Genomic DNA, 25,779 nt, shown 5'->3' with positions numbered 1-25,779 from the left:
TCCTGCGGAAACCGTTCCAGCCCAGCCAGATCTCCAAGCTCCCCAAGATCGCGTGTAGCAGCTGCAACAAGGCCCCGTTCAAGGTGTGCGACAAACACACCCGCACGCGGTGCGACGTGTGCGCCAGCAGCCTGACGACCGCGCACATTCACCTGGACTACGTCGGGCACGCCGAGCTGACCGGCCGGCTCCTGGAAGCCGACCCGCTGTGGACGTGGGAGCCCATGGCCTTCGACGCTGACGGCCTGCCCAAGTTTGACCAGGTCGGGGGCCTGTGGATCCGCCTGACCGTTGCCGGTCACACCCGGATCGGCTACGGCGACTCGGACGGCAAGACCGGGCCGAAAGCCGTGAAGGAAGCCATCGGCGACGCGCTCAGGAACGCCGGCATGCGGTTCGGCGCGGCCCTGGACCTGTGGTCCAAGACCGACATGGCCAAGGCCGCCGCCGAGAAGGAACAGCTGTCCGCCGAGCCGTCCCGCGAGGACCGGCTGGACGACCTGTATTCGCTGATGCAGAAGCGCTGGGGGCATCTGGAAGGGCTCCGAGCGGTAAAGGTCCAGGTCGGCGAGGAGAACTTCCACGAGTCCCAGGTCCGTGACGCGGAGGGAACGCTTCGCCTGTTCGGTGAGCTGATCGACGACCGGATCCGGGGCCTGCTGGACAGCCAGAAGAGGGAGCAGTTCCTCAGCCGGGTCCGTAAGGGCTGGGACGAGCGGGCCGCCGTTGAGAAGCACCTGACTGAAGCCCGCGAGAAGCAGCTGCTGGACCATCTGGTCCCTGCCGGTAAGGACAAGGTCCCCACACGGATCGAGGATCTGTTGACGGACCGCCTGGCCGAGTTGTCCACGGGCGACGGCGAGAACACCGCCTCCGGCGGCTCGGCGAACGCTTCCGGCTCAGCCGCTTCCTCACCGCCCGAAGACGACGACGTAGCGGACGGACACGTCCAGCGTCTCATCGGGCAGATCGCCAACGACCACTGCTGGAGCAATCCGTTCACTCTGGTGCAGATCAAGGGCGACGCGGACAAGCACGGTGTCCTGGACCGGCAGGTGCAGGGCCCGGACAGGGCGTGGCTACCGATGCGGAAGCTGCTGGACGGCCGTATCGCCGAGCTGAACGAGACCGCGAGGAAGGCCGCGCCCGGCGGCGACACGGAGAGGAACACCGCCTGATGTACCGCAACGACAACGACGCGCTCACCGTCATGGACTGGTTCTGTGGCGCAGGCGGTTCCTCCCAGGGCGCCCACGCCATCCCCGGCGTGCGGGTCGAGCGTGCCGCGAACCACTGGGAGCGCGCCATCGAGTCCCACGCCGCGAACTTCCCCGCCGTCGACCACTACCGCGGCGACATCCGCGAAGCCCCCGTCGACAAGTGGCCCGTCACTGACATCTTCTGGGCCTCGCCCGAGTGCCCGCAGTGGTCCAACGCCCGCGGCAAGAAGCGGGACTTCGCGACCAGCCTCCAGGGCGACCTGTTCGACGACACCTTCGCTCCGTCGGAGGAAGTCGAGCGGAGCCGGGCCCTCATGGAGGAGGTGCCGCTGTACCTGCGCGGCGTCCAGGAGCGCGGTGGCCTGGTGAAGGCCGGCGTCGTCGAGAACGTCGTGGACGTCCGGGCCTGGGATCAGTGGGACCGGTGGCTCGGCGAGCTCCACAAGCTCGGATACCGCACCCGCGTCATCGCCCTGAACTCCATGCACGCCGACCCTCGCGCCGTCGAGAAGGCTCCTCAGTCCCGTGACCGGCTGTACGTCGGCTACTGGCACGAGACCCTCAGCCGGACCCCGGACTGGGACAAGTGGCTCCGTCCGCGCGCCTGGTGCACTGGCTGCGAGGAGTGGGTGCGGGCCGTCCAGCGGTTCAAGACACCTGGCCGGGACATGGGCCGTTACCGCCAGCAGTACGTATACCGGTGCCCGCAGACGAAGTGCCGCAACCAGATCGTCGAGCCTGATGTCCTGCCCGCTGCCGTCGCCATCGACTGGACTCTGCCCGGTCAGCGAATCGGCGAGCGGGCCCGGCCGCTCGCCGACAAGACCCTCGCCCGTATCCAGGCCGGCCTCGACAAGTTCGCCCGACCGATCACGCTCGAAGCGGCGGGTAACACCTTCGAGCGGCGGCCCGGCGTGCGGACCTGGCCCGTGGACTCGCCGCTCACCACGCAGACTACGAGCGCGACGAAGGCCATGGCCTACGAACCGTTCATGGTCCCGGCCGGCGGCACATGGCGAAACGCTCCTACCGCCGTCTCCGACGTCATGCCGTGCCGCACCACCCGGGAGAACGACGGGCTCGCGATCCCTCCGCTCCTCATCCCCGTCGAGGGCCGGGACGGCAAGGAACCCGCCTCCGCGAACAACCCTCTCCGCACCCAGACCGCACGGAACGAAACCGGCCTGGCCTGGCTCCCCTTCATGGTCACCATGCGCGGCGGAGGAGACCAGCTCCGTGGACGCTCCATCGGCGAGGCACTCGGCACGGTATCCGCGAACGGGAACCACCACGGGCTCGTCACCCCGAACGTGCCTGCCATGGTGATGCGGAACAACACTCCGCGGGGCAACGCGGCTCAGATGTGCACGCCGGTCGACGAGCCGGTTCGTACGCTGACGGCGGCTGGACACCAGTCCCTGGTGACCTGGGAACACCTGCTCGTGCCGTACTACGGCAACGGCACCGCGAAGAACGTTGCCGAGCCCGTGGGCACGCTCTCCACTCGCGACCGGTACGCCCTGGTCTCCGGCGATGTCGACATCAACGACGTTCTGTTCCGCATGCTGGAGCCGCACGAGATCGGGCGAGCCATGAGCTTCGCCGACCGGTACATCGTCCTCGGCTCCAAGCGCGAGCGTGTCCGCCAGTACGGGAACGCTGTCACGCCGAATGCCGCCGAGGTCATCCTGTGTGCCCTCGTGGAGGCGATCACGGGCGAGGAACTGGACCGGCACGTCGCCCCCGAGTTGGCTACCGCCGCCTGACACCCCGTCCGCCCCTCACCGGCCGGTCCCATTTCTGGGGCCGGCCGGACTCTTCTCCACCCTGGGAGGCCCGTTGTGGGCGATGTCCTGCTGTCCCTGTTCCTGGCCGCCCTGCTGATGGCCGGCTTCATCTACCCGGCGGTGCACGGCCGTCTGGTGCGGCGTCGCGGCTACGACCCGGACGTGTGGCCGCACCACGCCGACCGGTACGCCGAACTCGACGAGCGGGCTCTCAACCGGGCCGACTGTTCTGACCGTTTCTGATGTCTGGCTTCCCTGGGAGGTGGCCGCCTGTGCACTGGACCACTGTGGTGGCGTTGACCGCCGCCCCACTCACCGTGTTGATCGTGACCGGCTGGCATCGGCTCCGTGCCGCCCGCCGGGCCTTGGCCGTGGAGCATGCGCGCGCCCGCCTGGCGGACGGCTTGTACCAGCGGGACCTGTCCGTACTCCAGGCCCAACTCGACCACACCGAGGCCCCGCGCGTCACCGCCGGCCCGAACTCGGGCCCGGCCGACCGTACCCGCGGGCCGGGAGAAGCCCTGCCCGCCGCTCACCAGGAGGGAGGATCATCATGACCGATCCGATCAGCGCCCGTCAGAACCTCGTCGACCACCCGCACTACCGCTACCGCGGGTGCGCCCCCGACCCCGACCAGCCGCGCATGTCGGCCGCCGACCCGGACGTGCCGGTCGACGCCTGGGGCCCGTACACCGGGGACGGCGCCGAGCCGCAAGCAGACCGCCACGCCCGGGAGAAGGCCGCCCGCGCGATCTGCGGGCGCTGCCCCGTCCTGACCGTATGCCGCATATATGCGAACACGACGGTGCGGGACGAGGACGGGGTCGAGCACCTTACGGAGCCGGAGGGGATCCTCGGCGGGGAACTGGCGCTGGCCCGGCACCGGGCGCTGATCGCCCGCCGTCACGCCGCGACCGTCACGGACGGCCCGGCGGTGCGGGACGTGTCGGCCGCGCGTACCCCGCAGCGGCGCGCGCTGCTGCGGGCCCTGGCCCGGGAGACGGACGCGGAACTGGTCGCCCACCGGGTCGGCATGACGATGCAGGCGGCGAACTGGCACCGGTCGGCGCTGGTGGGGATCCTCGGTCTGGACCGGGAACGCGCCACCCGCGACCAGCTGCTCGCCGCGGCGGTGGAGCACGGTCTGCTGCCGCGCTCGGTGCGGATCGTGCCGGACGGGCGGTGGCCGGTGGCGGCGGCCCCGACCATGGACGGGATCCGGCAGCGCCGCATCAGCCGAGGACGGCCGGTCCAGTTGGTGCTGCCCGGCATGGAGGACATGCGCCGCCACCCCTCCCCCGCCCGAGCCGGGGGCCGTACGAGCACGGCCGACGGCGGCCGGGGCCGCGCGCACCTGCTGCGCATCGTCCGGCCAGACGCGCGCCCGCTGCTCCTGCCCCTCCCGCCGATCCAGTCCGCCCACGGCCCGACGGGTGCTGTGCCGGTGTTGGAGGCTGCCGCGTGAGCCGCCCGACCGAACACCCAGCCCCGACCGAGGCTCTGGCCGAGAAGGAGTCCGCCGCGGCGGCCGGGCTCGGCGCGGTGACCGACGGGCCGGCCGTAGACGCCGACCTGGCCCTGGCCGTGCGGTGCGCGAACTCCGGCCAGTACCTCGCCGGGCTCATCGCGACCGCCATGCTCGACCACGTCGGGCAGCCCGCCCGGCTTCCCGAGCTGCTGTGGCCGGCCGCCGACCCCGCCCTCGTCAGGCAGGTGTGGGAGGCCGGGCTCGCCACCGGCTACCGCGCCGGACAACGCGCTGCCCGCCCAGAGTGGACCGCCGACGGCCTCGACCGGGCCCGGGGCGCCCTGCGGGAGGCCGGCTACCAGCGGATGGCCCGGCACGTCGCCCGCACCCTGTCCGTCCACCAGCCCAGCCCGCACCCCGCCGACCGCGACACCCACGCCGGCGCGGCCCGCCACGGAGGCGAACGCCCGTGACCAACCGCCCCCGCCCCGCCCACGGCCGCGGTCGGCCGACCGTGTTCAACAACGCGGCGCGCGCCCGCTTCCTCCAAGCCGTCACCGAGGGCATGCTCCTCGCCCCCGCCGCCGCGCACGCTGGCGTCGTCCCCGAAGTCCCCCGCGGCCACGCACGCAAAGACCCCGACTTCGCCGCGCAACTCGCCGAGGCGAAAGCCCTGGGCCGGAAGGTCCGGCAGGAGCGGGCCCCGCACGATGAGGCCCGCTACAACAACCAGGGCTGCCGCTGCCGCACCTGCAAGAGCGCGGCCGCCGCCGGACGGGCCGCACGACGCGGACAGCCCAGCACCCACCCGAAGACCGGGCGTTCGCAGGGGGAGGTGGTCGGACTGCCGGAACGCGGGGAAATCCCCCCTTCCTTTTCGCTGGCCAGAGCCTCGTAGGAGGGGGCGGCCAGGGGAGCATGATCGCGTTATTTAGTTCCGGTTTTTATTGGACACGGGGCGGGCCCGCCGGCCCGGCCGGTGAGCGGCAGATCTGACGACAAGTCGGGGGATCCGACACGATCCGTAAGAGGTGGGGACAGTGGCACCGCGAATTGGTAGGCTGAGCCTGGCGCCAGACGACCACTCAGAGGGACGGTCCGGCTGGTACCACCCCAGACATAGGTCTGGCCCCGCTGAATTCCAAGGTGTGCGACCACCAAGGAGCGGGACCAGGTCGACACGCAACCTGACCGAAGGTGCCGACATGGCAAAGCTTACCCGGGGTCATTCCCCGTCAGACAGGCAGACCCGGAACTCTGGCGTGAACATCACACCACCGCCATCGAGTACGGGCCCTGTCACTTCCACTAAGCCGCTCCTGTGAGCCGCGCCGGTCTGCGGCCGCCCTTCCCCTACTACGGAGCGAAGGGCCGACTCGCTGGCCAGATCGTCGACCTCATCCCCGACCACCGCGTCTACGTCGAGCCGTTCGCCGGCTCGGCCGCCGTGCTCTTCGCCAAGCCTGCGGCGCCCGTCGAGGTCATCAACGACCTGGACCGTAACGTGACCACGTTCTTCCGTGTCCTCCGCGACCAGGAAGCAGATCTCCTCCGCGTCCTGCGCCTGACCCCGTACGCGCGGGACGAGTTCGCGGCCGCGGACCTGTCCGAGGAAGGCATCACGGATCTCGAGCGCGCCCGGCGCTTCTTCGTGCGCACCACTCAGGGGCACAACGCAGCTGGTTCCGGGGGCCGCGCCGGGTGGTCGAACGGCATAAGGGCTCGGCACACCGACGCCACGGCGACCGTGAACCTGGTCGAGCGGCTGGACCGGCTTGCCGAGCGCCTCCGTACGGTCGTGGTCGACAACCGTGACGCCTTGGAGGTGGTGGCCGCGCATGACTCGCCCGACACCGTCTTCTATCTCGACCCGCCCTACCTGTCCGGCACCCGGCAGTGCGCCCGCGACTACGCGCACGAAGCGGACAGTGAAATCTTCCACCGTTCCCTCGCTGAGGCCCTCCACAGCGTGCAGGGCCTCGTCCTGCTGTCCGGATACCCCTCGGAGCTGTACAGCGAGCTGTACGCGGGATGGGATCGGTTGGAGATTGCGGTGCACCGCGCCGCCACGAACTCCCGGGGACGCACCGACGTTCCGCGGGGAACCGAAGTGGTCTGGTCCAACCGGCCACTGAGCCGACAGGTCTCCCTCTTCGAGGAAGTCTCGTGACCAGCCGCATCGAACCTCATGAGAGGAATCAGATGACGTAGCCCGTACGAGCGGGAGGTCCTGGGCCCCTTGGCGGGGGCACTTCCTCTACCGCTGGCCGCTGGTGTTGGCGCACCGTGCGCGGCCGTATCCGACGGCTCGGTTTGGCGACCGAGCTAAGGCCCGAACTTCAGATCCGGTTTGGCGACCGGGCCCGAGTGTTCGAGCGACCTACAGGTTCTGCGCGAACCCCGCGAAGTCCCCACCGGGGCTCTTCGCTGTCCCCACTCTTCCCAGAACAGGACGGGTACATAGTGCCGTACGCCGACGCCTCTTGTCAGCTTCCGCGCGCCCGCACGGGCGATTCGCGAACTATTTCCCCCGCCAACGGCGGCATCCCGTGCCAGAAGAACCACCACTCGACGGCCCCCGATGCCCTCCGTGTCGCCCCTGGCGACCAGTGGATCGACACCACCAGCGGACGCATCGCCACCTGCCCCCACTCCTGGATGCAGTCCGTCCACTGGGTCGGCGGCAGCGGCCTCTACAAGCCGTCCCGCACCCACGGTCCCGGCTGGGGGCCCACCACCATCCTCATTGCCAAGGAGATCTCCGCCCTCGGCGAGTGCCGGCCGTCCGTCGCCTACCTCGCGCGGAAGCTGAAAATCTCCGAGAGGACCGTGCAGTACCACCTCGGGATGCTCCGGGAGGCCGGGCTCCTTGCATACCGCAGCAAGGGCACCCGCATCAGTCGGGGCGTCAACCGGGCCAGCGTCTTCGAGCGGATCATCCCCGTCGCCTTCGACGAGGCCCTCGGGATCCGTACCATCCAGCGCGACGAGACCGCCCCCGCCTACACCCGGGTCCCGGTCGGGATCGCCGAGAAGGGCCGGGCCCTGATCGGGAAGCTCGCGAAGAAGGCCGCCCGGAAGACCCGCCGCCGGCCCCGGAAGCGCACCCGATCCGCAGGGTCGCTTTGCACCCCAATGCAGGGTGGTACCTCAGCGGGGACAACTACCGGTACTACTTCGCTTCCCTCTGACACAGATCTCGCAAGCGGGGACCACGATTCCCCCACCCCCCAGCAGCCCAAGCGCGCCACCCCCGTGGCGAGGAAGCTGAACCAGGTCGGGCGGCGTAAGCAGCTCGCCCGCGAACTCATCACCCAGGTGCCGTGGCTCGCCGGCGCGTCACGGGACCGCATCGCGTGGATCGCCCGGCACGTAGCCGACGCCGGATGGACCGTCCTCGAGGTCCAGGCCGTCGCCGAAGCCATGCCCCTGACCCGCCAGCAGGTGCGCCGCCCGTCCGGGATCCTCGCCCACCGCCTCAAGGGCGCCCACCTGCTGTACAACACCCCCGGCAAGCGCCGTACCGCAGTTCTGGCCTGGCAGGAGTCCCGGGCCGCCGAGCACGCCCGTCACAGCGGCTACGAAACCCTCGGCGAAAGGCCCGCCCGCGCCTCCGTCCAGCGGATCCTCCGCGAAGCCGTCACCCGGAGCCGCCCGCAGCCCAGCCCCGCCGACCTGGACGACGCCGTCGAGTACCACTGCGACGAGACGCACCACGTCGACATCGAGGCCATCGACCCGGCCGACGTCATCGACCTGCGGGCCGCCGCCGAAGCCAACCTCCACCTCATCCGGGAAGCGATCCCCGTCATGGGCGAAGCAGCTGCCCGCCGCCTCTACACCAACCGGCTCGTCGACCGCGCCCTCGCCGCGCACTCCACCAACGCCCGCATCACCCAGCCCTGGCAGGAGGCCACCACCTATGCCTGACCACCCCGCCGGGTCCGGCGCTGACCTCGCCCGCCAGGCCCTCGCCGCCTACAAGGCCACCGCCGGCACCCGTCCCACCACCCCACGCAAGACCGCCCGGATCCGCCGCAACCGGCCCGGCGGCCGCGACCCGATCACCCTCGCCACCGCGATCAGCCGCATCAACGCCGAACAGGGCTGGGAAGTCGGCCTGCACGGCGGCAGCATCCTCGACCAGTGGACGGTCCTGTGCCCGCAGTACGACGGGCTCATCGCCGCCGAGGGCTTCGACCCAGACCGCGGCCGGCTCGACCTCCGGCCCTCCACCCCCGCCTACGCAACACAGCTCCGGCTCCTCGGCGGACAGCTCGCCAAGCAGATCAACGACAAGCTCGGCCGGACCGTCGTCCGCTCCATCCGCGTCCTGCCCATCGGCCCCATCACCCAGCCCAGAACCGCATCCGTGCCCGAGCAGCCAACCACGCCCATCAGCCTGGCACCCGTCCGGACCCGCGACACCGCCTCCCCCGGCTACCACCTCGCCCTCGCCGCCCACCTTGAGCACAAGCCCGACCCCGGCCCCACCAACCCGCACCTCCGCGCCGCCATCCAGGCCAGCGACCACGCACTCGCAGACCCCGCCCACCGCGAACCCGAAACCGCGTTCACCGACGCCATCGCCGCTGCGGAGAAACTGACGGTTGGGCAACCGGACGACAGCCTGGACGCCTCGCTGCGAGCCGCCCGAGCCAGGGCCGCCCGCGAACGCTCCGGGGACGTTCAGCCCGTACGCCGACTCTTCGAGACCGCGTGATCCAGGAGGGCAATTATCACGCCGTGATAATCACGAGCCCGGCTGGATGAAACTGGGTCATCAACGGCGAACCAGGTGACACTTACACCCCAGAGGTCAGTAAGGTGACGTCATGGCCTCTCCATACCCCCAGGGAGAGCGGGAAAAGGTGGCGTCCAAGCTGCCCCCCGCGCTCCGTCAGACGCTCAAGATCCGCGCCGCTGAACTCAGCTTGGACATCCAAGACGCCGTCACCACCGCCATCGTCACGTGGCGGGAGCACGCTGAAGGAGCGGCCTCAGTAGAGACCACAGGTGCCGAATCTTTCAGCACCTGGCTCCCCGCCGGCCTGTACGACGAATTCAAGGCGACATGCGGAGACCGAGACATCTCCTACATCCAGGGCCTGGCCCAAGCCGTCCATCGGTGGCTTCAAGACCACCCCTCTCCTCGGCACGGCACTACGGAAACCGAGCCCGAACGGAAAATCGTTGGGAACCAGAAGGGCGGAGTCGGGAAGACCGCCGTGTCCGCCGGCATCGCCCAGGCGTACGCCGAGGAAGGTAAACGAGTCCTTCTGGTCGACTACGACCCGCAAGGACACCTCAGTGAGCAACTCGCTATCCCTCAGATCCAACCCGGTCACGACAGCCTCGTCTCCCACATGTGTGGCGAAGGCGAAGGAGACCTTGCTGATGCCATCGTCGTCATAGACGATCCACGCTTCGAGAAGCGCCTCCACCTTCTGCCCGCCTGCTTCGACGGGTTCCTCCTGGACCCGCGTATTGCAGTCGTCGCGACCCAGAAACGCGGCTTCCAGAAGGAAGCAGCCCTCGAACTTGCGCTCCGCCCCGTCGAAGGAAACTACGACGTCGTCATCATCGACTGCCCCCCCAGCCTCGGTATCGCCATGGACGCCGCCCTGTACTACGGCCGGCGCCGCCGCGGGGAAAAGCCTGGACGATCCGGTGTCATCATCCCGGTCCTCGCTGAAGACTCTTCCGCGACCGCCTACGAAATGCTCGCCCAGCAGATCGAAGACCTCCGCGACGACCTAAGCCTCGACGTCGACTACCTCGGATTGGTCGTCAACCTTTACGACAGCCGCCGCGGCTACGTCGCCACATCCTCCCTGGCCGACTGGAAGGCCCTCGGAGACCCGCCCGTCCTGGTCGTCATCAACGACCTCAAAGAGCAGCGCGAAGCTGTCCGAGTACGCAAGCCCCTGCTGTCGTACGCACCGCACAGCGAACAGGCCAAGGCCATGAGGCTGATCGCCAAGGGGGCATCACGATGAGCAAGGCCGACACCCTCGGCGGCTCCTCCGCCTTCGGAAGGGCTCGGACAGCACGCAGTTCACGGCGCAGCGCTATCGAGAACACCGTGGGAGGCGCCACCGCAGCCACAGCGGCCATCACCGAACTACCGGTCACCGTCATCAGCGACAACCCCGACAACCCCCGCGACCACCTCCGCAACCTGGAGGAGACGGTACAGAGTGTCCGCGAAGTCGGCGTTCTTCTCCCAATCGTTGTTGCCACCGTCGATGCCTACTTGGCGAAGCGCCCCGGCAGGGCCGCCGAACTTGAGGACGGATCCCAGTACCTCGTCGTTGACGGACACCGAAGGCTTGAAGCCGCCCGCCAAGTCGGGCACGCCACCATTCCGGTCCGAGTTGATGACGCACGCGTTGCCACAGACGAAGCACTCCTCGAGGCCGCGTTCGTCGCGAACTACCACCGCGACGACATGACTGACCTCGAAGAGGCCACAGCACTTCAGCAACTCGTTGACTTCTACGGAAGCCAGACGAAGGCCGCCAAACGGCTCGGCATCCCGCAGGGGACACTGTCCACCAAGCTGTCACTGCTGAAGCTCAGTCCGGAACTTCAGGCCGACTTGCTGACCGGAACGCGGAAGGTGGAGCACGTACGCAACCTGGGCAAGCTGTCTCCGGAGGAGCAGAAGCAGAAGGCGGACGAGCGTGCAGTATCTGCGGCCCGGCGGTCAGCACCTCAAACCAAAACGGTTCCACCGACGGCGTCCGCAGAATCGGGGAGCGATTATCACGGCGTGATAATCCCGGGGAACCCGAGCCCTCTGGCTGGCCAAGCCCAACCAACGGCGCCGGCAATGTCCTCGGCGGAACGCCAGGGCTCCTCGAGCAACGCCGAGTCCTCCATGCCGGAGCCGGCGACCAGGTCAGAACCCCGTACTCCGGCTGCTACGACGAAACCGGCCCTGCCCACCCTGGTCACAAAGGGCGCCATCCCGTGGGGCGACCCGGAGGAAGTCGCCAACATTGCTCAAGAATGGATGACGCCAGAGAACTTCGCGGCTCTCGCGAAGATCCTTAACGACAGGCAGGCGTAGCTGAGCTTCAAGCCAGCCATGCAGAAGGAGCAGGATCTGCGGGGTGGCTACCTGCGTGGCTGTCCGGCGGACTACAATCGCCGTCATCTGACGGGCACGCGCTCGTGAGGTCTCGAGCCCCCGCAGGGCCCGACGGGTGTTGTCGGCAAAACTCCGCCCCGAAGGCCCGCGGGGGCTTCCTCATACCCGGCCGGCCGTGGCAGGGCGTGGCCTGGACCAACCGGCAGAGTCGTATCAATACTCAGGACACCCTTACCCGCCGGGCCGGATTGCTGCCACAGTGACACCCCTGGGTCTGGTCCGGCGGCAGCCCCAGGAACAGAGACCCGGGCCCGGGCAGGACCAGGGCGACTGTGCTTGCACCCTTCCCTCTGCCGGAGAGCGGAGACACCCCCATGTCCTCCATGCCTGCGGCAGACCCCACATCTGCCACACCCGACAAGCCCGGCAGCATGCCCGGTGACGTCATCCGTCTCGACGACCGGCGCACCGCCCGCGCGCCCCGGCCGGCGTCCGCCGACGCCCGAGGCGACGCCGGAACCCCGGCCGGCCCCGACGGCCTGGGTGACGGGCCGAGTCCGGAGCAGCAGCTCGCCGAGACGATCGAAGCCATCCTCATCAGCCGCGGGTTCACCCTGGCCGACACGGCCACCAGCACCGTGTACACGGCCACCCTCGATGCCGTGCTCCTCATGCTCGAGGGCGCCCAAGTCGAAGGTGTCATCGAGGCCGTCCAGCACCGGGCGCTGGCCGGGATGATTCACGGCATGCGTGACGCGCCCGGCCGTGTCTGAATCCGACCACCCCAAAACGGGTTCAGGCGTGACGAACCGACAGGGTGCGGTAGCTACCTGCTGATCAATAGCGACAGTCTGTTCAACTTCGGCCATGCGCGTGCCATAGTGGGGCGTCCGGAATCCACCGGAAACGCTTCCGGCTCCCCGGCGCACGCCCCGAACCAACCCGGTCCGTACCGCTGCGCCCCCAAGGGGGGCCGCCTAGGGGACGGGGACACCATGGATACGGGAGACGACACCGCCGCCAGCAGACTGCGCACCCTCGCCGAGCACTACATCGAACCCGTCCGCACCGGGCCCGCCGGCCGCGGAGTGTCCTCGCCCGAAGGCCGGGCCCCTCTCAACCTCGGCATCATCAACCACATGGCCGCCTGCCGAGCCGAAGTCCTCGAGCACGCCGAGCGTGACGCCCCCGACGCCGAGCCGGCCCCCACCCTCCCCGACGGCATCTACGCCTGGTGGCGGAACAACACCCGCCACCTCGACGCCGAGAAACGGCAGGCCCGCGAAACCGTCATCTACCGGCAGGCGCTCGAGCACGCCATCGCCATGGGCGACTACAAGGTGATCCGCCGCCACCCGTGCCCCGCCTGCGGATGCTGGGGCCTTTTCTGGCGTGCCACGGCCCGCCGCGCCGCCTGTTCCAACCTCGACTGCCTCGACGCGGACGGCATGACGAGCACCTGGGGGCTCAGCCGACTTGCGCACGAGCACATCACCCGGCAGAAAAACGCGGCGGAGAGGGCAACCGTCTGACAGGTTGGGGTGTCTACCAAGCATCACAACCGCACCACCAGCACCATGAAGCCCCGGGCCCCCTGGCAGGAAGGCCCCGCCCGCCGAATCGGCCGCCGTCAGCTGCGAACTGTGGCCGTCGAGTCGATGGGAGACAGCCCCGTGGCCGTCTACAGTCTCAGCCCGTACGTCGACATGGTCACCGTCGAGGAGTGTGTAGCCCTCTTCGCGGAGACGGGACACCCCAAGGGGGAGTCCACGCTGCGCCGGTGGATACGGAAGAACCGTCTGATGACGGACCGGATCGGAGGGAAGACGGCGGTGTCCTGGACGGAGATGCAGCAGATCCACCGCGACATGATCGCGCGCAGCGGCTGAGCCCCGCGCTGCGTTGAGACCGAGGAAGCCCTCGCCCACTACCCCCGGGGCGGGGGCTTCCTCACACTCACACCATCAAATGTATTGCGCGTGCAATACATTTAGGCTTATGCTGGCAGAGCCGACAAGGCCAGACCCCCACAAACAGGGGCTGGTCGAGTAACCCCACCCAGGAGCTCCGCCATGAGCGTGATCAGCCCTGCCCGGACCACCACGGTCGACTACAACACCCTCCCCGCCAACACCCAGAGCGCCTTCGACCGGCTCATGGAACAGGCCGACCACACCGCCAACGCCGCCGAATACGAAGCCCTCATGACCGCGCTCATCGCCATCACCGGCATCACCGGCGTCCGCTACAACGAAATCCTCAAGTGCGCCTGCCCCTGCGACTGCGGACTCATCTTCGACGCCGACGCCCCCGGCCTCCACACCGTCGAAGACCCCCAGGGCTACAACCTCGGCCGCCTCCAGTGCCCCCAGTGCACCGACGACCACCCCACTGGGCACGCCGAATAGCCCTCTCAGCCCCCGACCCGGGTCGAGCACCACACCCACAGTGCGCAGTAGCTCCCCGGGCCGGGTGACACCCCCACCTCGCAGCACGCCGCCGTACCCGGGAGACACCCATGTCCAGCACCGGCACGATCCTCCGCACCGCCGCCCAACTCCTCAACTACCACGGCCTCCACACCGGCGACCACTTCGCCTCCAACACCGGCCAGCTCGACCTCAACGCCGCGATCTTCCGCGCCGTCACCGGCAAAACCCCCAACGCCTTCCTCACCGACGACGACCAGGCCCTGCTCCTCATCACCACCAACGAGCCCGCCATGGACGCCATCCGCATGCTGTCCGCCGTCCTCCCCACCGAACCGCCCACCGACGACGAGACCGGACTCGACAACCACATCGAACACCTCGCCTGGTGGGCCTCATACGCCCCCAACCCCGACCGCGGCTGGCCCGCCCCGACCGTGTCCGAGGCCATCGGCGCACTCCACCGCGCCGCCCAGACCGCCGACACCCTCACCGACATCCCCACGCACCGCGCCGCCGCCTGAACCCCGCTCCTCCACCGCAACCGGAGACCCCACGCCATGACCACCGAACGGAGCGCCACCTGATGCCCACCAACCTCTTCGGAAACCAGCCCACCCGCCTCGGATACAAGGACCAGGAATGGTCCGTCTGGGTCTCCGGCATGGACGAGATCTACGACATGGAGACCCTCGGCGGCGCCCTGAACCGGGCGAACGAACTGAACGCCACCTTCGCCCAGCTCCACTTCAACTCAACCAGCGAGCACGACCCGGTCACCTACGCCGTCGTCCTCCACCACGGCTACGCGTGGACCGTCCACACCGAGCATGCCAACGGCCGCGACTGCGGCGTCCCGGCCTGCGCCCCCTGCTCCACCAATCGGCCCGCGCCCGACCGCGGCGTTACCGACTCCGCCTGACCACCCCGGCCCGGGGCGTGCTGCCCCGGGCCCCGCCCCGGAACGGACCACGCCATGACCACCATGACCATCGCCCCCGCCGGAACCGGCGACAACGCCGACGACCGCTGGGAGGCCGGCTACACCGACGGCGAACTCGCCGCCATCACCGGCCTCACCGAACGCCGCGCCCGGGCCCGCGCCGAAATGGCCGACGACCACGACCCGCTCTACGCCGCCGGCTACTGGGACGGCTACCTCCACACCACCGCCGTCAACGGCGCACACAACCCGAAGCAGGGGCAGACCCGATGAAGAACATGAAGCCGAGGCCGAAGCCCCCCGTACTGACGCCAGAAGAGAAGGCGCGCGAGATTGACCTGCGAAACGAGCATGCCCGCGCCAAGCGGTTTCAGCCGACACCGAAAACCGCCCCCAAGCCCACGAGCGGTGCTCGATGAACTCCCGTAACGAGGTACGTCGCCAGTACATCGTGGGGGCACTGATCGAAGCCGCGGCCATGTACCCGGAGGACGCCCGGTCGTACCTTGCCGAGCACGACGCGGCTCACCGCACCCAGGTTCTTCGCGAGACCGCCGACGCCGCCTCCGCGACGATCCGCCGCTACCACTTCACCGGCCTCCGCGAGGACCAGCCCGAGCCCGAGCCGATCAGCGCCCCGTGACCTGGCCCGAAGGAATCGCCGCCGTGCTCGGAGTCGTAGCCGCCGCCATGATCTACGCCTCCCAGCACGGCCTCGGCACCCGCAACACCACCCCGAAGGACCCGCCGCAGGACGGAGAACAGCCGTGAGCAAGACCCGGACCGGCAAGACCACCCGCACCCGCCGCCCCAAGCCCGCCGCCACCACGACCCGCCCCACGCCGACCCCCGCCCTGCCCGTACGACCCGTCACCCCCGACTTCATCACCGTCCAACAGATGACCGCCGCCTACACGGCCCGGCTCGCCGACCTCCCCCACATACCCGTCACCGCCTGGACCCCCCAACCCGACGGAACCCTCCGCGCGCACCTCCACGACGGCACCCACCTCATCCACACCCCCACCGGCCCCACCCCGTTCCGGGCCCTCACCCCCTGCCCCGCCGGAGCCCACCACGACAACCCCATCACCACCGGCCACGACCTCCACGGCATCCAGAACCTCGTCGCCACGTGCACCGCCCGCCACGGCCGGCACCGCATCCACCCCCTCGCCACCGCAGTACGCCTCGCCGAAGACACCCAACCCCTCGATTCCACCGACCTCAGCAACGACCAGCCCAAGGAGCACCCCCACCCGTGATCAATCTCGCCTTCGTCGACACCGAGACCACCCACCTGAGCGTCGACCTCGGAGACGCTTGGGAAGTCGCCGTCATCCTCCGCAGCTTCGACGACAACGAGCCTGCCGACACCGAGTACCTGTGGCAGATCCGCTCCAACCTCGCCACCGCCGACAAGGAAGCGCTGGAGGTTGGCCGCTACCTGGAGAGGTTCGCGGTCCCGCCGAACGCCGAAGCCGCGTGGACCGGCTACGAGGACGGGCCCGTCCTGCCCATGACCCGTCTCGCCGTCACGGATGCCATCCGCAACGTCCTCTCCGGTGCCGTCCTCGTCGGCTCCAACCCCGGCTTCGACGACCGCTTCCTCCGCAAGCTCCTCGGCCCCGGCTCCGCACAGTGGCACTACCGGCCAGTCGACATCGCCACTCTGGCCGCCGGCTACATCCACGGCGCGACCGACACCACCCAGTACCCGGGGTCCGACTCGACTGTGGCACTGCCGTACTCCTCACGCCGCCTCTCCCGGGCCGTCGGCGTCGAACCCCCCGGCCCCGACACCGCCCACACCGCCCTCGGCGACGCCCGCTGGGCCCGCGACGTCTACGACGCCATCACAAAGGAGAACCGCAATGGCTGACACCAGCACCATCGAGTGGACGGATGCGACCTGGAACGTCGTCACCGGATGCGACAAGGTCTCGCCCGGCTGCGAGAAGTGTTACGCAGAGACGTTCGCCGAGCGCTGGCGCGGCACCAAGGGGCACCACTTCGAGAACGGCTTCGACATCACCCTCCGCCCCGAGCGACTCGACCTTCCCTTCAAATGGCACAAGCCCAAGCGCGTCTTCGTAAACAGTATGTCCGACCTGTTCCACAAGGACATCCCCGACGAGTACATCGCCCGCGTCTTCGCGACCATGGCTCGCACGCCGCAGCACACGTATCAGATCCTGACGAAGCGGCACGGGCGAATGCGGTCGCTGCTCGGAAGCCACATCGACGGCGGGCAGAACCTCCTCGAAGCCGCATCCGACGAGGAAACCGCGCAGGCCCTGTACGACGCCTTCTGGCCTCTCCCCAACGTGCACCTCGGGGTGAGCGTCGAGAATCAGCACTGGGCAGACATCCGCATCCCCGCCCTCCTCGACACTGCCGCTGCCGTCCGCTGGATCAGCGCCGAACCCCTCCTCGGCCCCATCGACCTCAACGGCCCGATCATCCCCGGACGCGGACGCCCCAAGCTCACCTACTGGCTCACCGGCCGCCCCGGCCTCGGCGAGCCCAGGACGACGGCCACCGATCTCCAGATGCACCCGCTCGTCACCGGGCCCCGACTCAACTGGGTCGTTGTCGGAGGCGAGTCCGGCCACGGCGCCCGCCCGATGAGCCCCGACTGGGCCCGCTCCCTCCGCGACCAGTGCCAGAACGCAGGCGTCCCCTACCTCTTCAAGCAGTGGGGAGAGTACGCCCCGACCAGCTACATGGCGATCGGCGCCCACAAGAAGGGCCACGTACACGTCGGCGACCCCATCGACGACCTCGGCCACCGCTGGGAGATGCGCCGCGTCGGCAAGGGCAAGGCCGGCCGCGAACTCGACGGCCGCACCTGGGACGAGTTCCCGAACACCCCATGAACGGCTACCTGGCGGGCTGCCACGGCAAAACCCGATTCCCCAGCCGCCGGGCAGCCCGCCGCCGAGCCCGACAAATACGAGGCGAAGGCGGCCCCCGCCTCCACGCCTACCGCTGCCGGTACTGCCACACCGTCCACCTCGGCCACCCGCCCGGGCACGCCACCCACCTCCGCGCCGGACCCCACGGCCCCATCCACATACAGGAGTACGCCGCATGAGCCACCGGAGCCCACCCCACTGCCACCGATGCCCCGACCTCGACGACGACGTCATGCCCGGCTGCATGGGCACCGCCTCCAACCAAGGCACAGACGCCACCGCCCGACTCCTCACCCGGTGCACCTGCTCCGCCAACCGCGAACTCCCCGCCGAAGACTCCGCCAACGCCCGCATCGCCGCTCTCGAAGCCCGCCTCGCCGAACTGGAAGCCCGCCTGTGACCACCACCCCACTCGAATTCACCAGCCCATACGTATGGGACCCCACCCCCTGCATCAACATCGACGTCTACGGCATCGCAGGACCCCAAGGAAGCAAGACCGCCGTCGGATACGGACGCAGCAGAAAGACCGGCCGAACCATCCCCCTCATGAGGGAGTCCTCCACCAAGGTCAAGCCCTGGCGCGACAAGGTCCAAGCCGCCATCGAAGCCGCCCTCCTTGCCGGAGACGCCCGGTACCTCGCTGGACCCGTACGCGCCGACATCACCTTCACCATGCCCAAGCCCATCAAGGCTCCGAAGCGGCGCCGCTCCTACCCCGCCGTCACCCCCGACATCGACAAGCTCGAGCGCTCGACATACGACGCGATCACCAAAGCCCGGGCGTGGAAGGACGACGGGGCCGTCATCGAGAACCACAACCGCAAGGTCTACCCCGGCGAGCACCCCGACGCCCTCGACCGACCCGGCGCGCTCATCCGCCTCTACACCCTGAACGGAGACCCCTCATGACCACCCGAACGGGCCGTCCCACGAGACGTGCCGCCGCGCCCGCCCTGACCGGGACGGCCGCCGAAGACTGGCGCACCAGCGGTATCTGCCGGGATGCAGACCCCGAGCTGTTCTTCCCTGTCGGCATGTCCGACCGGGCGAAGGCCCAGGCCGAGGAGGCGAAGGCCGTGTGCCGGCGCTGCCCGGTGATGGCGGAGTGCTTGGCGTGGGCGATGGAGACGCGGCAGGACTCGGGGGTGTGGGGCGGTATGGCGGAGTGGGAGCGGCGTCGCGCGCACCGTCGGGAATCGCGGGTGATGAGTGCCGTGGGGCGGATCCTGACGACGCAGCTCGCGGAGTTCGAGGCGGCGCTGGCGGCCGGCCTGCCGCCGGGACGGATCGCGCGGAAGCTGGCGACGAACGTGCAGACGGTGAACAACGTGGCCGCGGTGCTGGAGAAGAGGCAGGAAGAGGCCCGTCTGGGCATGGGGGTGGCGGCATGAGGAGTCTCGAGGCCGGCCACGTCGGCACCTCGAACCGGTACGCGTACGGGTGCCGCTGTGTCCCGTGTACGAAGGCCGCTACCCGGGCGGATACGGAGAGGCGCCTTGACCGGATGGCGGGCCGTCCGCGGTCGGTTCCTGCCGAACCGGTTCGGGAGCATGTTCTTGCGCTTCAGAGCGCCGGGTTGAGTAATGGGCAGATCGCTGCCGCTGCGGGGGTCAGTGAGACTACGGTTGCGGGCCTGGCGTCGGGGCTTCGGAAGACGTCGCTGCGGGGGACCGCGGAGAGCATTTTGGGGGTTCGCGGGTCGCAGCCGGTCACGCGTGGGTGCGTGTCGTCGGTCGGCGCGGTGCGCCGGATCCGTGCCTTGTATGCGCTGGGGCACTTCCAGTACGAGATCGCAAGCGCGTGCGGCCTGTCCAGGGATTTCGTCAGTGACTTGGCTGCCGGGAATTGGTTGTCGCTGGCTGTGGAGCGGGACGTGTCGATTCGGCGCGCGTACGACCGGTTGGGAATGACGGTCGGCGGCTCATGGAAGACCCGCCGGTGGGCTGAGCGGAAGGGGTGGGTTCCGCCTCTGGCGTGGGATGACGACACGATCGACGACCCGGATGCGGTGCCGCAGACGGACGCGGTCCCGCCCGAGTACACGGAGGGCGCGAACGTGGTGGATCGGTTCCTGCTGGGCGAGTCGGTGGTCCTCGACAAGGAAGGCCGCAGGGAGGCTCTCCGGCATTTGATGGAGTGGACGGCATTGTCTGCGGAGGAGATCGGGGCCCGGCTGGACATGTCGGGGGATTCAGCGGTGAGGGCGTGGGAGCGGATCAAGGCTCGTGCGCGCCAGGAAGGTGGGCCGGTGCCGTGGCGCCGCGTGTATGTGGCGCCGGCGCGCGAGAAGAGCATGGGTCGTGACGATGTGAGGAGTGCAGCCTGATGGCAGGCGAGACCGTGATCACCGTGGTGGGGAATCTGACTGCGGACCCGGAGCTTCGATACACGCCGGCTGGTATGGCGGTCGCGAAGTTCACGGTGGCGTCGACCCCGCGGGTGTTCGACAAGCAGTCCCGGGAGTGGAAGGACGGGGAGGGTCTGTTCCTGTCGTGCTCGGTGTGGCGTCAGGCTGCGGAGCATGTTGCCGAGTCGTTGGCCAAGGGCATGCGGGTCATCGTGCAGGGCCGGCTGCGGCAGCGGTCGTTCGAGGATCGTGCGGGTGTGAAGCGGACGGTGGTCGAGTTGGAGGTGGAGGAGGTGGGGCCGTCGTTGTTGCGTGCGACGGCGGTGGTGTCGCGGGTGGCTGGGAAGGTGCCGCCTGTGGTTGAGGAGGCGCGGCGGGCGCAGGGGCGGGCGTCTGTGGAGGATCCGTGGCAGCAGTCGGCCGGGGGTGGTGGTTGGGGGAGCGGGGAGGAGCCTCCCGCCGTTCTGATGGGCGTGGGTTGGTAGAGAGGGTGCGGTCCTTCGGGGCCGGGCTCTTTGGTTTTGGGTGGCACCCCAAGGTGTAAATGTATTGCGCGTGCAATACATTATGGGTTAGGCTGGCACAGCCGACAACGACCCGCACAACGGGCCGGAGACCCCGAAAGGGGAACACCCCATGGAACTTCGCCTCATCGACCCCAACGGCTACACCGTCCCGGACACCACACAAACCGTCACCGACGACACCGCCGACAAGGTCCGTGAGCACCTCCTGACCGAGATCGCACCCCAGCACGCCGCCCAGTGGGCCGACTTCGGATACGACCCGCGCAACTACCGCGTCGCCTGACAGTCCCACCTCTCTTCAGGAGTCAGCATGAAGCCCCGATTCCAGCGCAACGAAATGGTCCAGTACAAGGGCAGCATCGCGCGTTTCCAAAGCTGGCTGTTCGACATCATCGCCGTCGACACCTCCACCGGAACACAGCCCTACTACGAGCTGCGCGACCCGGTATGGGGCGTCCGGCTGGGCCGCGTACGTGAGTCATCCCTACGCGGCCCGCACGACCAGTAGCCCCCCCAAGCCGCTGCGACCGCCTCAAGCGGCGTGGCACACCCGGCCGGCCACCGGCTGGCCGATGACCGCCGCCCCGACGCCCGTGACCACTGACGGGCGCGGGGCGGCGGGCCCCTTCACGGTAACCAACCAGGAGGCACCAGCCATGACGAACACCAAGGCCAGGACCCGCATTGGCTTCCCCGCCGAGCACATCACCTGCCTGACACAGATTGGAGCAAGCATCGGCGAGTTACGGCCCGACCGCCCCGACCTGCTGAACGCCGAACTGCCGCCCGGATGGACCACCGATATGGGCGAGGAGCGGGGCGTTCCGGGCCGGATCCTGGACCAGCACGGCCGAGCGCGAATCGGCGTGTCCTGGACGCACCACGTCACCTTGGACTCGCTCGTCGCCAACCGTGCTATCTCAGTTGAACCGCATGTCACCGTTCTCGCCCCGGGCGGCCACGCATGCGAGGTCGCCGAGTTGGGTGCCTCTCTGGTACTGGATGAGTGGGCGACGCCCGGTGCACTGTTGGGCCAAGTCGGCGAGCGGATCGACACGTACACCCGCCTCATCTATGTCGCCGAACGCAGCATCGCCCGCTGGAAGACCGAGCAGCCGGAGACCGCGGAACGGGAGCGCCAGGACCGGGAAGCGTGCATGCAGAAGCTGACCGCCTACAAGGGCCTGCTGCGGACGCTGACGGACGCTGTCGAGTCGGGCTGGGCCCCGAACTGGGGCAGGGACACCGTGCCCGCTGACCCCAAGCGCGATCCCGAAGCCGAACTCGACACCGAGTCGGGCGGCACGTCGTGACCACGGCCGTTCCTGCGGGCCCGCCACCTTCCGGTGGCGGGCCCGCCTCGTCCATGCACCCGGCCCGGCACCATGCGCGCCGTCCTTCCGTTCCCCGTACGTACATCACCGCCCGCGAGCTCGAGGTGCTGCGCCTGGCTGCGAACGGCAACTCCAACCAGCAGATCGGCCGACACCTGGGCGTCAGTACGGAGGCCGTCAACTCGAGGATGCGGTCTGCGATACGGAAGCTTCGGGTGCGCGACCGGACGCACGCGGTCGCTGTCGCCCTGCGGATCGGCCTTCTGGGCTCGGACGAGGTGGCCGTGCCGGAGGGAGCAAACCGAGGGTATGGCGACGCTCGGTCACGGCCGCTTGATCAAACTATGGCCGGAATGCGGGCCGAAGACCCGCACCCGCCAGTACAACCCGCCTGAACGTAACCCACCGTCACAAGGAGATCTGTCAATGAGTAAGAGGAACAGTCGCCGTATCAGCGGCGACCCCCGCAAGACCGGCGGCGACATCGTCGGCCCCGGCGGCCCGCACGACCGGCACGGCGTGATCCTCGACGATCGGACCGCCGTCCTCCTGGACCACACCACGGTGACCCTCGTCGAGACGCGCGGCGGGCAGACCGTCCTCGCCATGCTCCTCGAAGGCCGCATCAACAAGACCACCGAACGCGCCCGGAACCTCTACCTGATGAACGAGGATGGCGCCGCGGCCCTCGTCACGGAACTCCTCGCCCTCGCGCACCGTATCGGCCCCGAGTTCGGCGAACGGTTCACCGACCGCCTCCAACACCTACTCGACACCGACGCCTTCACCGGCCAGCTAGGAAACCCGTCATGACCATGCCCCGCCGCTTCCACCTCCAGCGCAACCACGACGTCACCGGGGCCTCCGGCGTCGGCCGTGTCGCCGACGGCGTTCTCTGGCCCGACGGAACCGCCTCGCTCCGCTGGCGTGGTGACCGCGCCTCCACCGTCAACTGGGACCGCATTGAGGACGCTGAGGTCATTCACGGACACGGCGGCCACACGGTCATCGTCTGGGACGACCCTGAGCCCGTCGGCTGGGGCAACGCTGACATGAACTGCCCGCACTGCCCCGACGGCCACACCCCGCCCGACCACGGGCAGCCCTGGGGCGCATACCTTGCGTCCGACCGTGACGGAGACGGGCAGCCCACGACAATTCACATTGCCCGCGCGGGCGGCGCGCACGTCGCTGAGTCCGATGCCCAGTGGATTCTGGACCGACTGAACGCGGCCCGAGGATGAGCGCAGGAGACTCGGCGGTGGCCCGCGCGGCCGCGATCCGGGCCCGGGCCCGGCGTGGGCTGTGGCGGCGGGTCCTGGCGTGGCTCGGGCTCCGCGGACACGCTGTACGGCGCGCTGATACCGAAGCAGCACGGTGGGTGCACGGCGCGGCCGGCGAAACGGCCACCGCCCGGATGCTCCGCCAGCTCGAGGCGCAGGGCTGGACCGTACGGCACGACCTCCGATTACAGGGCCGCCGCTTCAACATTGACCACGCCCTCGCATCCCCTTGCGGGACCGCCGTCGTGGTGCTTGACACGAAAGCCTGGCACCGCGGCCGGCCCACAACCCTCGTACGGGGCCGGGTGCACTGCGGGCTCGAGGACCGGCACGACCAGGTCGAGAAAGTCGCCGGGTACGCGCAAGCGGTCCAGGCGGCGCTCGGCATGCCGGGGGTGACGGTGTGGCCGCTCCTCGTCGTGCACGGCTCGACGGTTGCCGGCGGGCGGCTCGAGGCCCGCATGCCGGGGTGGCCGGGGCCGGTGCACGTGCTGGGCACGGGCTGGCTGCTGCCGGTCCTGGAGGCCGCCCCGAGAACGCGGGACGCGCGCCGTGCGGCGGCCCTGGCCCGGCGTGTCGATGCGGTCCTGCGGCCTTACGCCGAGGCCGGGTAGACGCGTACAGTACGAGAGCCCTTGGAGGCATACGGCCCGCTCCCACATCGGGGGCGGGCCGTTTCTCGTGTTGTCGGTCATGCCCCGCGCGGGCCACCGCCGTTGAGGTCGGATTCGAGCTGGTCCAGGCACCGGTTCAGCGACTCCGCGACCGCCTCCGCGCCCTTCATGTCGCTGGGGTCTCGGAGGAACGGTGCGATCTCCGACGCCCGGAGCGGCTCCCCAGCGGGATGATCGAGGAGTTGCTGTTTCGCTTTCCGGATGCGGGCGGCGGTGAATTCGTCGACCTGCCCGCTGTCAGTCTGCTTGTCCTCGGCTTCCACGTGTCGTGGCTCCACCGCCCTATGTCGGCGTCGAGATCCCCGACGGCTTCCCCACGCTCACCATCCGCATCTGACTCGGATTCCCTTGCTCGGCCCGCCCAGACTCTTCTGGCGCGGGCCAGCCTGCTGTTCGGCTACCCCCAGCCGAGATCCCTCCGGGCGGATGACGCGAAGCGGGCACTGAGCGAGAGCGTGGCCTGAGTCATAGGCGGATCCTTACATGGCCTATCCGTCAGCAGGAAGCCCCTGTCACGCATGCCAGGTGCTGCGGATGGCGCTCATGGTGAAGCCGGGGCCGAACGCGGCCATCACGCCGGTGCTGCCGGGGGCGGGGGGTGTGGTGTGGGTGCGGGCGAGGACGTCGAGGACGGCGGCGCCGCCGAGGTTGCCGCACTCGGCGAGGGAGTCGTGCGCGTGCCGTACATCGTGGTCGGTGAGGCTGAGGGCGTTGGCGACGTCGCGGATGATGGACGGGCCGCCGGGGTGGATGACGGCCCAGTCGACCGGCGGGTGGGGGGCGAGCCAGTCGAGGAGGGCAAGCATGGACTCGCCGGCGGCGGCCGGGGCCCGGCGGGTGGAGTCGAAGTGCAGGCCCGCGGTGTCGAGGCGGCCCTGGTAGCGGTCGAGACTTTCGGGGAGCCAGTACTCGAGGGTGTCGTCGATCCGGAGGCCGGGGCCGAGGGGTTCGGCGGTGACGATGGTTGCGGCGGCGCTGTCGGCGAACAGCGCCTTATAGATCATCGACGGAATGCCGGTGTCGGCGTGGTTGTACGAGGTGGAGAGGGCCTCGGTGGCTACGACGAGGACCCGGGCGCCGGGGTGGGCGGCGACGTGTTCGGTGGCCCGTATGAGGGCGTGTGCGCCGCCGGCGCAGGCGAGGGTCGTCATGGGGAGGCGTCGGGTCGTCGCCGGTAGCCCGAGCTGGTCGATGAGGTGCACGTCGAGGTTGGGGACGGACCAGCCGGTCGCGTGGGAGGTGACGACCGCGGTGACATCCGACGCGGTGAGGCCCGCGTTCTCGAGCGCCCGGCGGGCGGCGGCCGTGGCCATGGTGAGGCAGTCGTTGAACGCGGCGGCGGTTCGTTCGTGGACGTCGGCGGTCCCGGAGACGGTGGGCGCGTCGAGCGGGCGGGTGAAGTGCCGGGTGGTGACGCCGCAGTTGCCGATGGCGCGGAGGATGACGGGCAGGCGCGGGTGGTCGGCGTGCCGGGTGCGGATGTCGTCGAGGATCTCGGCGGTGGTGATTTTGTGCGGGGGGAGGGTGATGTGCGGGGCGGTCACGTAGGCGGGCATGGGTGTCCTCCGGCAGGGGTGGGTCTGCGGGCGGGGGGTAACCCAAACGGTATGCCGGGGCGGAGGAAATGCTGCCTCCGGTGAGGGCCCTGCACTCCCGAAGCTGCGGTGAAGTGACAAGTAGCGGAGAGTGACGCTTTGGGGTCTGCTCTCTCTGATGGGGCTCCGCTCGATACCTTGCAGCTGAGAGACCT

At 69.4% G+C, this 25,779-nt stretch carries 36 protein-coding genes and 1 pseudogene; 35 read left to right on the top strand and 2 right to left on the bottom strand.

The window, feature by feature from the left end; all coding sequences use genetic code 11:
• Positions 1-116 precede the first annotated feature (116 nt).
• The 35 genes and pseudogenes from ACU6P3_RS32615 (at position 117) to ACU6P3_RS32445 (ending at position 23,969) form a co-directional block, all read left to right on the top strand.
• Positions 117-1,178 (top strand): hypothetical protein, encoded by a 1,062-nt coding sequence (locus tag ACU6P3_RS32615; protein WP_447198263.1) that lies wholly within the window; start codon positions 117-119, stop codon positions 1,176-1,178.
• A complete protein-coding gene (locus ACU6P3_RS32610) occupies positions 1,178-2,986 on the top strand; it encodes a DNA cytosine methyltransferase (protein ID WP_447198262.1) in 1,809 nt (602 codons plus the stop codon). The genes ACU6P3_RS32615 and ACU6P3_RS32610 overlap by 1 nt, the downstream gene beginning before the upstream one ends.
• A 75-nt stretch (positions 2,987-3,061) precedes the next feature.
• The gene (locus ACU6P3_RS32605) at positions 3,062-3,250 is read left to right on the top strand and encodes a hypothetical protein (protein ID WP_447198261.1); all 189 of its coding nucleotides are present in this window, start codon (positions 3,062-3,064) and stop codon (positions 3,248-3,250) included.
• 83 nt (positions 3,251-3,333) lie between these two features.
• Entirely contained in the window at positions 3,334-3,564 is a 231-nt protein-coding gene (locus ACU6P3_RS32600; RefSeq protein ID WP_447198260.1) for a hypothetical protein, read from the top strand.
• On the top strand, positions 3,561-4,472 hold the full coding sequence (locus ACU6P3_RS32595; RefSeq protein WP_447198259.1) for a WhiB family transcriptional regulator: 912 nt from the start codon (positions 3,561-3,563) through the stop codon (positions 4,470-4,472). Before ACU6P3_RS32600 ends, ACU6P3_RS32595 begins: the two co-directional genes overlap by 4 nt.
• Positions 4,469-4,948, top strand: a complete 480-nt coding sequence (locus ACU6P3_RS32590; RefSeq protein WP_447198258.1) for a hypothetical protein — start codon at positions 4,469-4,471, stop codon at positions 4,946-4,948. Before ACU6P3_RS32595 ends, ACU6P3_RS32590 begins: the two co-directional genes overlap by 4 nt.
• The gene (locus ACU6P3_RS32585) at positions 4,945-5,373 is read left to right on the top strand and encodes a hypothetical protein (protein ID WP_447198257.1); all 429 of its coding nucleotides are present in this window, start codon (positions 4,945-4,947) and stop codon (positions 5,371-5,373) included. The genes ACU6P3_RS32590 and ACU6P3_RS32585 overlap by 4 nt, the downstream gene beginning before the upstream one ends.
• A gap of 423 nt (positions 5,374-5,796) precedes the next feature.
• Positions 5,797-6,645, top strand: a complete 849-nt coding sequence (locus tag ACU6P3_RS32580) for a DNA adenine methylase (protein WP_447198256.1) — start codon at positions 5,797-5,799, stop codon at positions 6,643-6,645.
• 293 nt (positions 6,646-6,938) lie between these two features.
• The gene (locus ACU6P3_RS32575; RefSeq protein ID WP_447198255.1) at positions 6,939-8,405 is read left to right on the top strand and encodes a helix-turn-helix domain-containing protein; all 1,467 of its coding nucleotides are present in this window, start codon (positions 6,939-6,941) and stop codon (positions 8,403-8,405) included.
• Entirely contained in the window at positions 8,398-9,198 is an 801-nt protein-coding gene (locus tag ACU6P3_RS32570) for a DciA family protein (protein ID WP_447198254.1), read from the top strand. The genes ACU6P3_RS32575 and ACU6P3_RS32570 overlap by 8 nt, the downstream gene beginning before the upstream one ends.
• A 112-nt stretch (positions 9,199-9,310) precedes the next feature.
• The gene (locus ACU6P3_RS32565) at positions 9,311-10,474 is read left to right on the top strand and encodes a ParA family protein (protein ID WP_447198253.1); all 1,164 of its coding nucleotides are present in this window, start codon (positions 9,311-9,313) and stop codon (positions 10,472-10,474) included.
• A complete protein-coding gene (locus ACU6P3_RS32560; protein ID WP_447198252.1) occupies positions 10,471-11,550 on the top strand; it encodes a ParB/RepB/Spo0J family partition protein in 1,080 nt (359 codons plus the stop codon). Before ACU6P3_RS32565 ends, ACU6P3_RS32560 begins: the two co-directional genes overlap by 4 nt.
• 395 nt (positions 11,551-11,945) lie before the next feature.
• On the top strand, positions 11,946-12,344 hold the full coding sequence (locus ACU6P3_RS32555) for a hypothetical protein (RefSeq protein WP_447198251.1): 399 nt from the start codon (positions 11,946-11,948) through the stop codon (positions 12,342-12,344).
• Positions 12,345-12,566: 222 nt separating this feature from the next.
• On the top strand, positions 12,567-13,103 hold the full coding sequence (locus tag ACU6P3_RS32550) for a hypothetical protein (protein ID WP_447198250.1): 537 nt from the start codon (positions 12,567-12,569) through the stop codon (positions 13,101-13,103).
• Positions 13,104-13,112: 9 nt separating this feature from the next.
• Entirely contained in the window at positions 13,113-13,460 is a 348-nt protein-coding gene (locus tag ACU6P3_RS32545; RefSeq protein WP_447198249.1) for a hypothetical protein, read from the top strand.
• 183 nt (positions 13,461-13,643) lie between these two features.
• Complete coding sequence (locus ACU6P3_RS32540) at positions 13,644-13,979, top strand: hypothetical protein (protein WP_447198248.1); 336 nt, start codon at positions 13,644-13,646, stop codon at positions 13,977-13,979.
• Between the two features lie 110 nt (positions 13,980-14,089).
• The gene (locus tag ACU6P3_RS32535) at positions 14,090-14,524 is read left to right on the top strand and encodes a DUF6197 family protein (RefSeq protein WP_447198247.1); all 435 of its coding nucleotides are present in this window, start codon (positions 14,090-14,092) and stop codon (positions 14,522-14,524) included.
• Positions 14,525-14,586: 62 nt separating this feature from the next.
• On the top strand, positions 14,587-14,922 hold the full coding sequence (locus tag ACU6P3_RS32530; protein WP_447198246.1) for a hypothetical protein: 336 nt from the start codon (positions 14,587-14,589) through the stop codon (positions 14,920-14,922).
• Between the two features lie 54 nt (positions 14,923-14,976).
• Positions 14,977-15,216, top strand: coding sequence for a hypothetical protein (locus tag ACU6P3_RS32525; protein ID WP_447198245.1), 240 nt, complete (start codon positions 14,977-14,979; stop codon positions 15,214-15,216).
• A 142-nt stretch (positions 15,217-15,358) separates the two neighbouring features.
• Positions 15,359-15,586 (top strand): hypothetical protein, encoded by a 228-nt coding sequence (locus tag ACU6P3_RS32520; RefSeq protein WP_447198244.1) that lies wholly within the window; start codon positions 15,359-15,361, stop codon positions 15,584-15,586.
• Positions 15,587-15,710: 124 nt separating this feature from the next.
• Positions 15,711-16,208: a hypothetical protein gene (locus ACU6P3_RS32515; protein ID WP_447198243.1), complete on the top strand. Its 498-nt coding sequence runs from the start codon at positions 15,711-15,713 to the stop codon at positions 16,206-16,208.
• Positions 16,205-16,825 (top strand): 3'-5' exonuclease, encoded by a 621-nt coding sequence (locus ACU6P3_RS32510; RefSeq protein ID WP_447198242.1) that lies wholly within the window; start codon positions 16,205-16,207, stop codon positions 16,823-16,825. Before ACU6P3_RS32515 ends, ACU6P3_RS32510 begins: the two co-directional genes overlap by 4 nt.
• On the top strand, positions 16,818-17,822 hold the full coding sequence (locus tag ACU6P3_RS32505; RefSeq protein WP_447198241.1) for a DUF5131 family protein: 1,005 nt from the start codon (positions 16,818-16,820) through the stop codon (positions 17,820-17,822). Before ACU6P3_RS32510 ends, ACU6P3_RS32505 begins: the two co-directional genes overlap by 8 nt.
• 214 nt (positions 17,823-18,036) lie before the next feature.
• On the top strand, positions 18,037-18,261 hold the full coding sequence (locus ACU6P3_RS32500) for a coiled-coil domain-containing protein (protein ID WP_447198240.1): 225 nt from the start codon (positions 18,037-18,039) through the stop codon (positions 18,259-18,261).
• Positions 18,258-18,773 (top strand): RusA family crossover junction endodeoxyribonuclease, encoded by a 516-nt coding sequence (locus tag ACU6P3_RS32495; RefSeq protein ID WP_447198239.1) that lies wholly within the window; start codon positions 18,258-18,260, stop codon positions 18,771-18,773. Before ACU6P3_RS32500 ends, ACU6P3_RS32495 begins: the two co-directional genes overlap by 4 nt.
• 44 nt (positions 18,774-18,817) lie before the next feature.
• Positions 18,818-19,066 (top strand): annotated as a pseudogene (locus ACU6P3_RS32490) (WhiB family transcriptional regulator); the annotation flags it as partial.
• Between the two features lie 521 nt (positions 19,067-19,587).
• Complete coding sequence (locus ACU6P3_RS32485; RefSeq protein WP_447198238.1) at positions 19,588-20,190, top strand: hypothetical protein; 603 nt, start codon at positions 19,588-19,590, stop codon at positions 20,188-20,190.
• Positions 20,190-20,696 (top strand): single-stranded DNA-binding protein, encoded by a 507-nt coding sequence (locus ACU6P3_RS32480; protein WP_447198237.1) that lies wholly within the window; start codon positions 20,190-20,192, stop codon positions 20,694-20,696. The genes ACU6P3_RS32485 and ACU6P3_RS32480 overlap by 1 nt, the downstream gene beginning before the upstream one ends.
• 151 nt (positions 20,697-20,847) lie before the next feature.
• Positions 20,848-21,021: a hypothetical protein gene (locus ACU6P3_RS32475; protein WP_447198236.1), complete on the top strand. Its 174-nt coding sequence runs from the start codon at positions 20,848-20,850 to the stop codon at positions 21,019-21,021.
• 27 nt (positions 21,022-21,048) lie between these two features.
• The gene (locus ACU6P3_RS32470) at positions 21,049-21,246 is read left to right on the top strand and encodes a hypothetical protein (protein WP_447198235.1); all 198 of its coding nucleotides are present in this window, start codon (positions 21,049-21,051) and stop codon (positions 21,244-21,246) included.
• Positions 21,247-21,394: 148 nt separating this feature from the next.
• On the top strand, positions 21,395-22,051 hold the full coding sequence (locus tag ACU6P3_RS32465) for a hypothetical protein (protein WP_447198234.1): 657 nt from the start codon (positions 21,395-21,397) through the stop codon (positions 22,049-22,051).
• Between the two features lie 53 nt (positions 22,052-22,104).
• Positions 22,105-22,467 carry a response regulator transcription factor gene (locus tag ACU6P3_RS32460; protein WP_447198233.1) on the top strand — a complete coding sequence of 121 codons (363 nt, stop codon included), beginning with the start codon at positions 22,105-22,107 and terminating at the stop codon, positions 22,465-22,467.
• Positions 22,468-22,498: 31 nt separating this feature from the next.
• The gene (locus ACU6P3_RS32455) at positions 22,499-22,885 is read left to right on the top strand and encodes a hypothetical protein (RefSeq protein WP_447198232.1); all 387 of its coding nucleotides are present in this window, start codon (positions 22,499-22,501) and stop codon (positions 22,883-22,885) included.
• Positions 22,882-23,316 (top strand): hypothetical protein, encoded by a 435-nt coding sequence (locus ACU6P3_RS32450; protein WP_447198231.1) that lies wholly within the window; start codon positions 22,882-22,884, stop codon positions 23,314-23,316. Before ACU6P3_RS32455 ends, ACU6P3_RS32450 begins: the two co-directional genes overlap by 4 nt.
• Positions 23,313-23,969 (top strand): nuclease-related domain-containing protein, encoded by a 657-nt coding sequence (locus tag ACU6P3_RS32445; RefSeq protein ID WP_447198230.1) that lies wholly within the window; start codon positions 23,313-23,315, stop codon positions 23,967-23,969. Before ACU6P3_RS32450 ends, ACU6P3_RS32445 begins: the two co-directional genes overlap by 4 nt.
• Positions 23,970-24,046: 77 nt before the next feature.
• Here the strand turns inward: ACU6P3_RS32445 and ACU6P3_RS32440 are convergent, their stop codons facing one another.
• Positions 24,047-24,292, bottom strand: a complete 246-nt coding sequence (locus tag ACU6P3_RS32440; protein WP_447198229.1) for a hypothetical protein — start codon at positions 24,290-24,292, stop codon at positions 24,047-24,049.
• Between the two features lie 249 nt (positions 24,293-24,541).
• Positions 24,542-25,585: a type III polyketide synthase gene (locus tag ACU6P3_RS32435; RefSeq protein WP_447198228.1), complete on the bottom strand. Its 1,044-nt coding sequence runs from the start codon at positions 25,583-25,585 to the stop codon at positions 24,542-24,544.
• Positions 25,586-25,779: the final 194 nt, after the last annotated feature.

It is taken from the genome of Streptomyces hebeiensis (assembly GCF_052983195.1).
The sequence above is the reverse complement of the archived record's forward strand: the minus strand, read 5'-3'. Positions and strand labels throughout refer to the sequence as shown.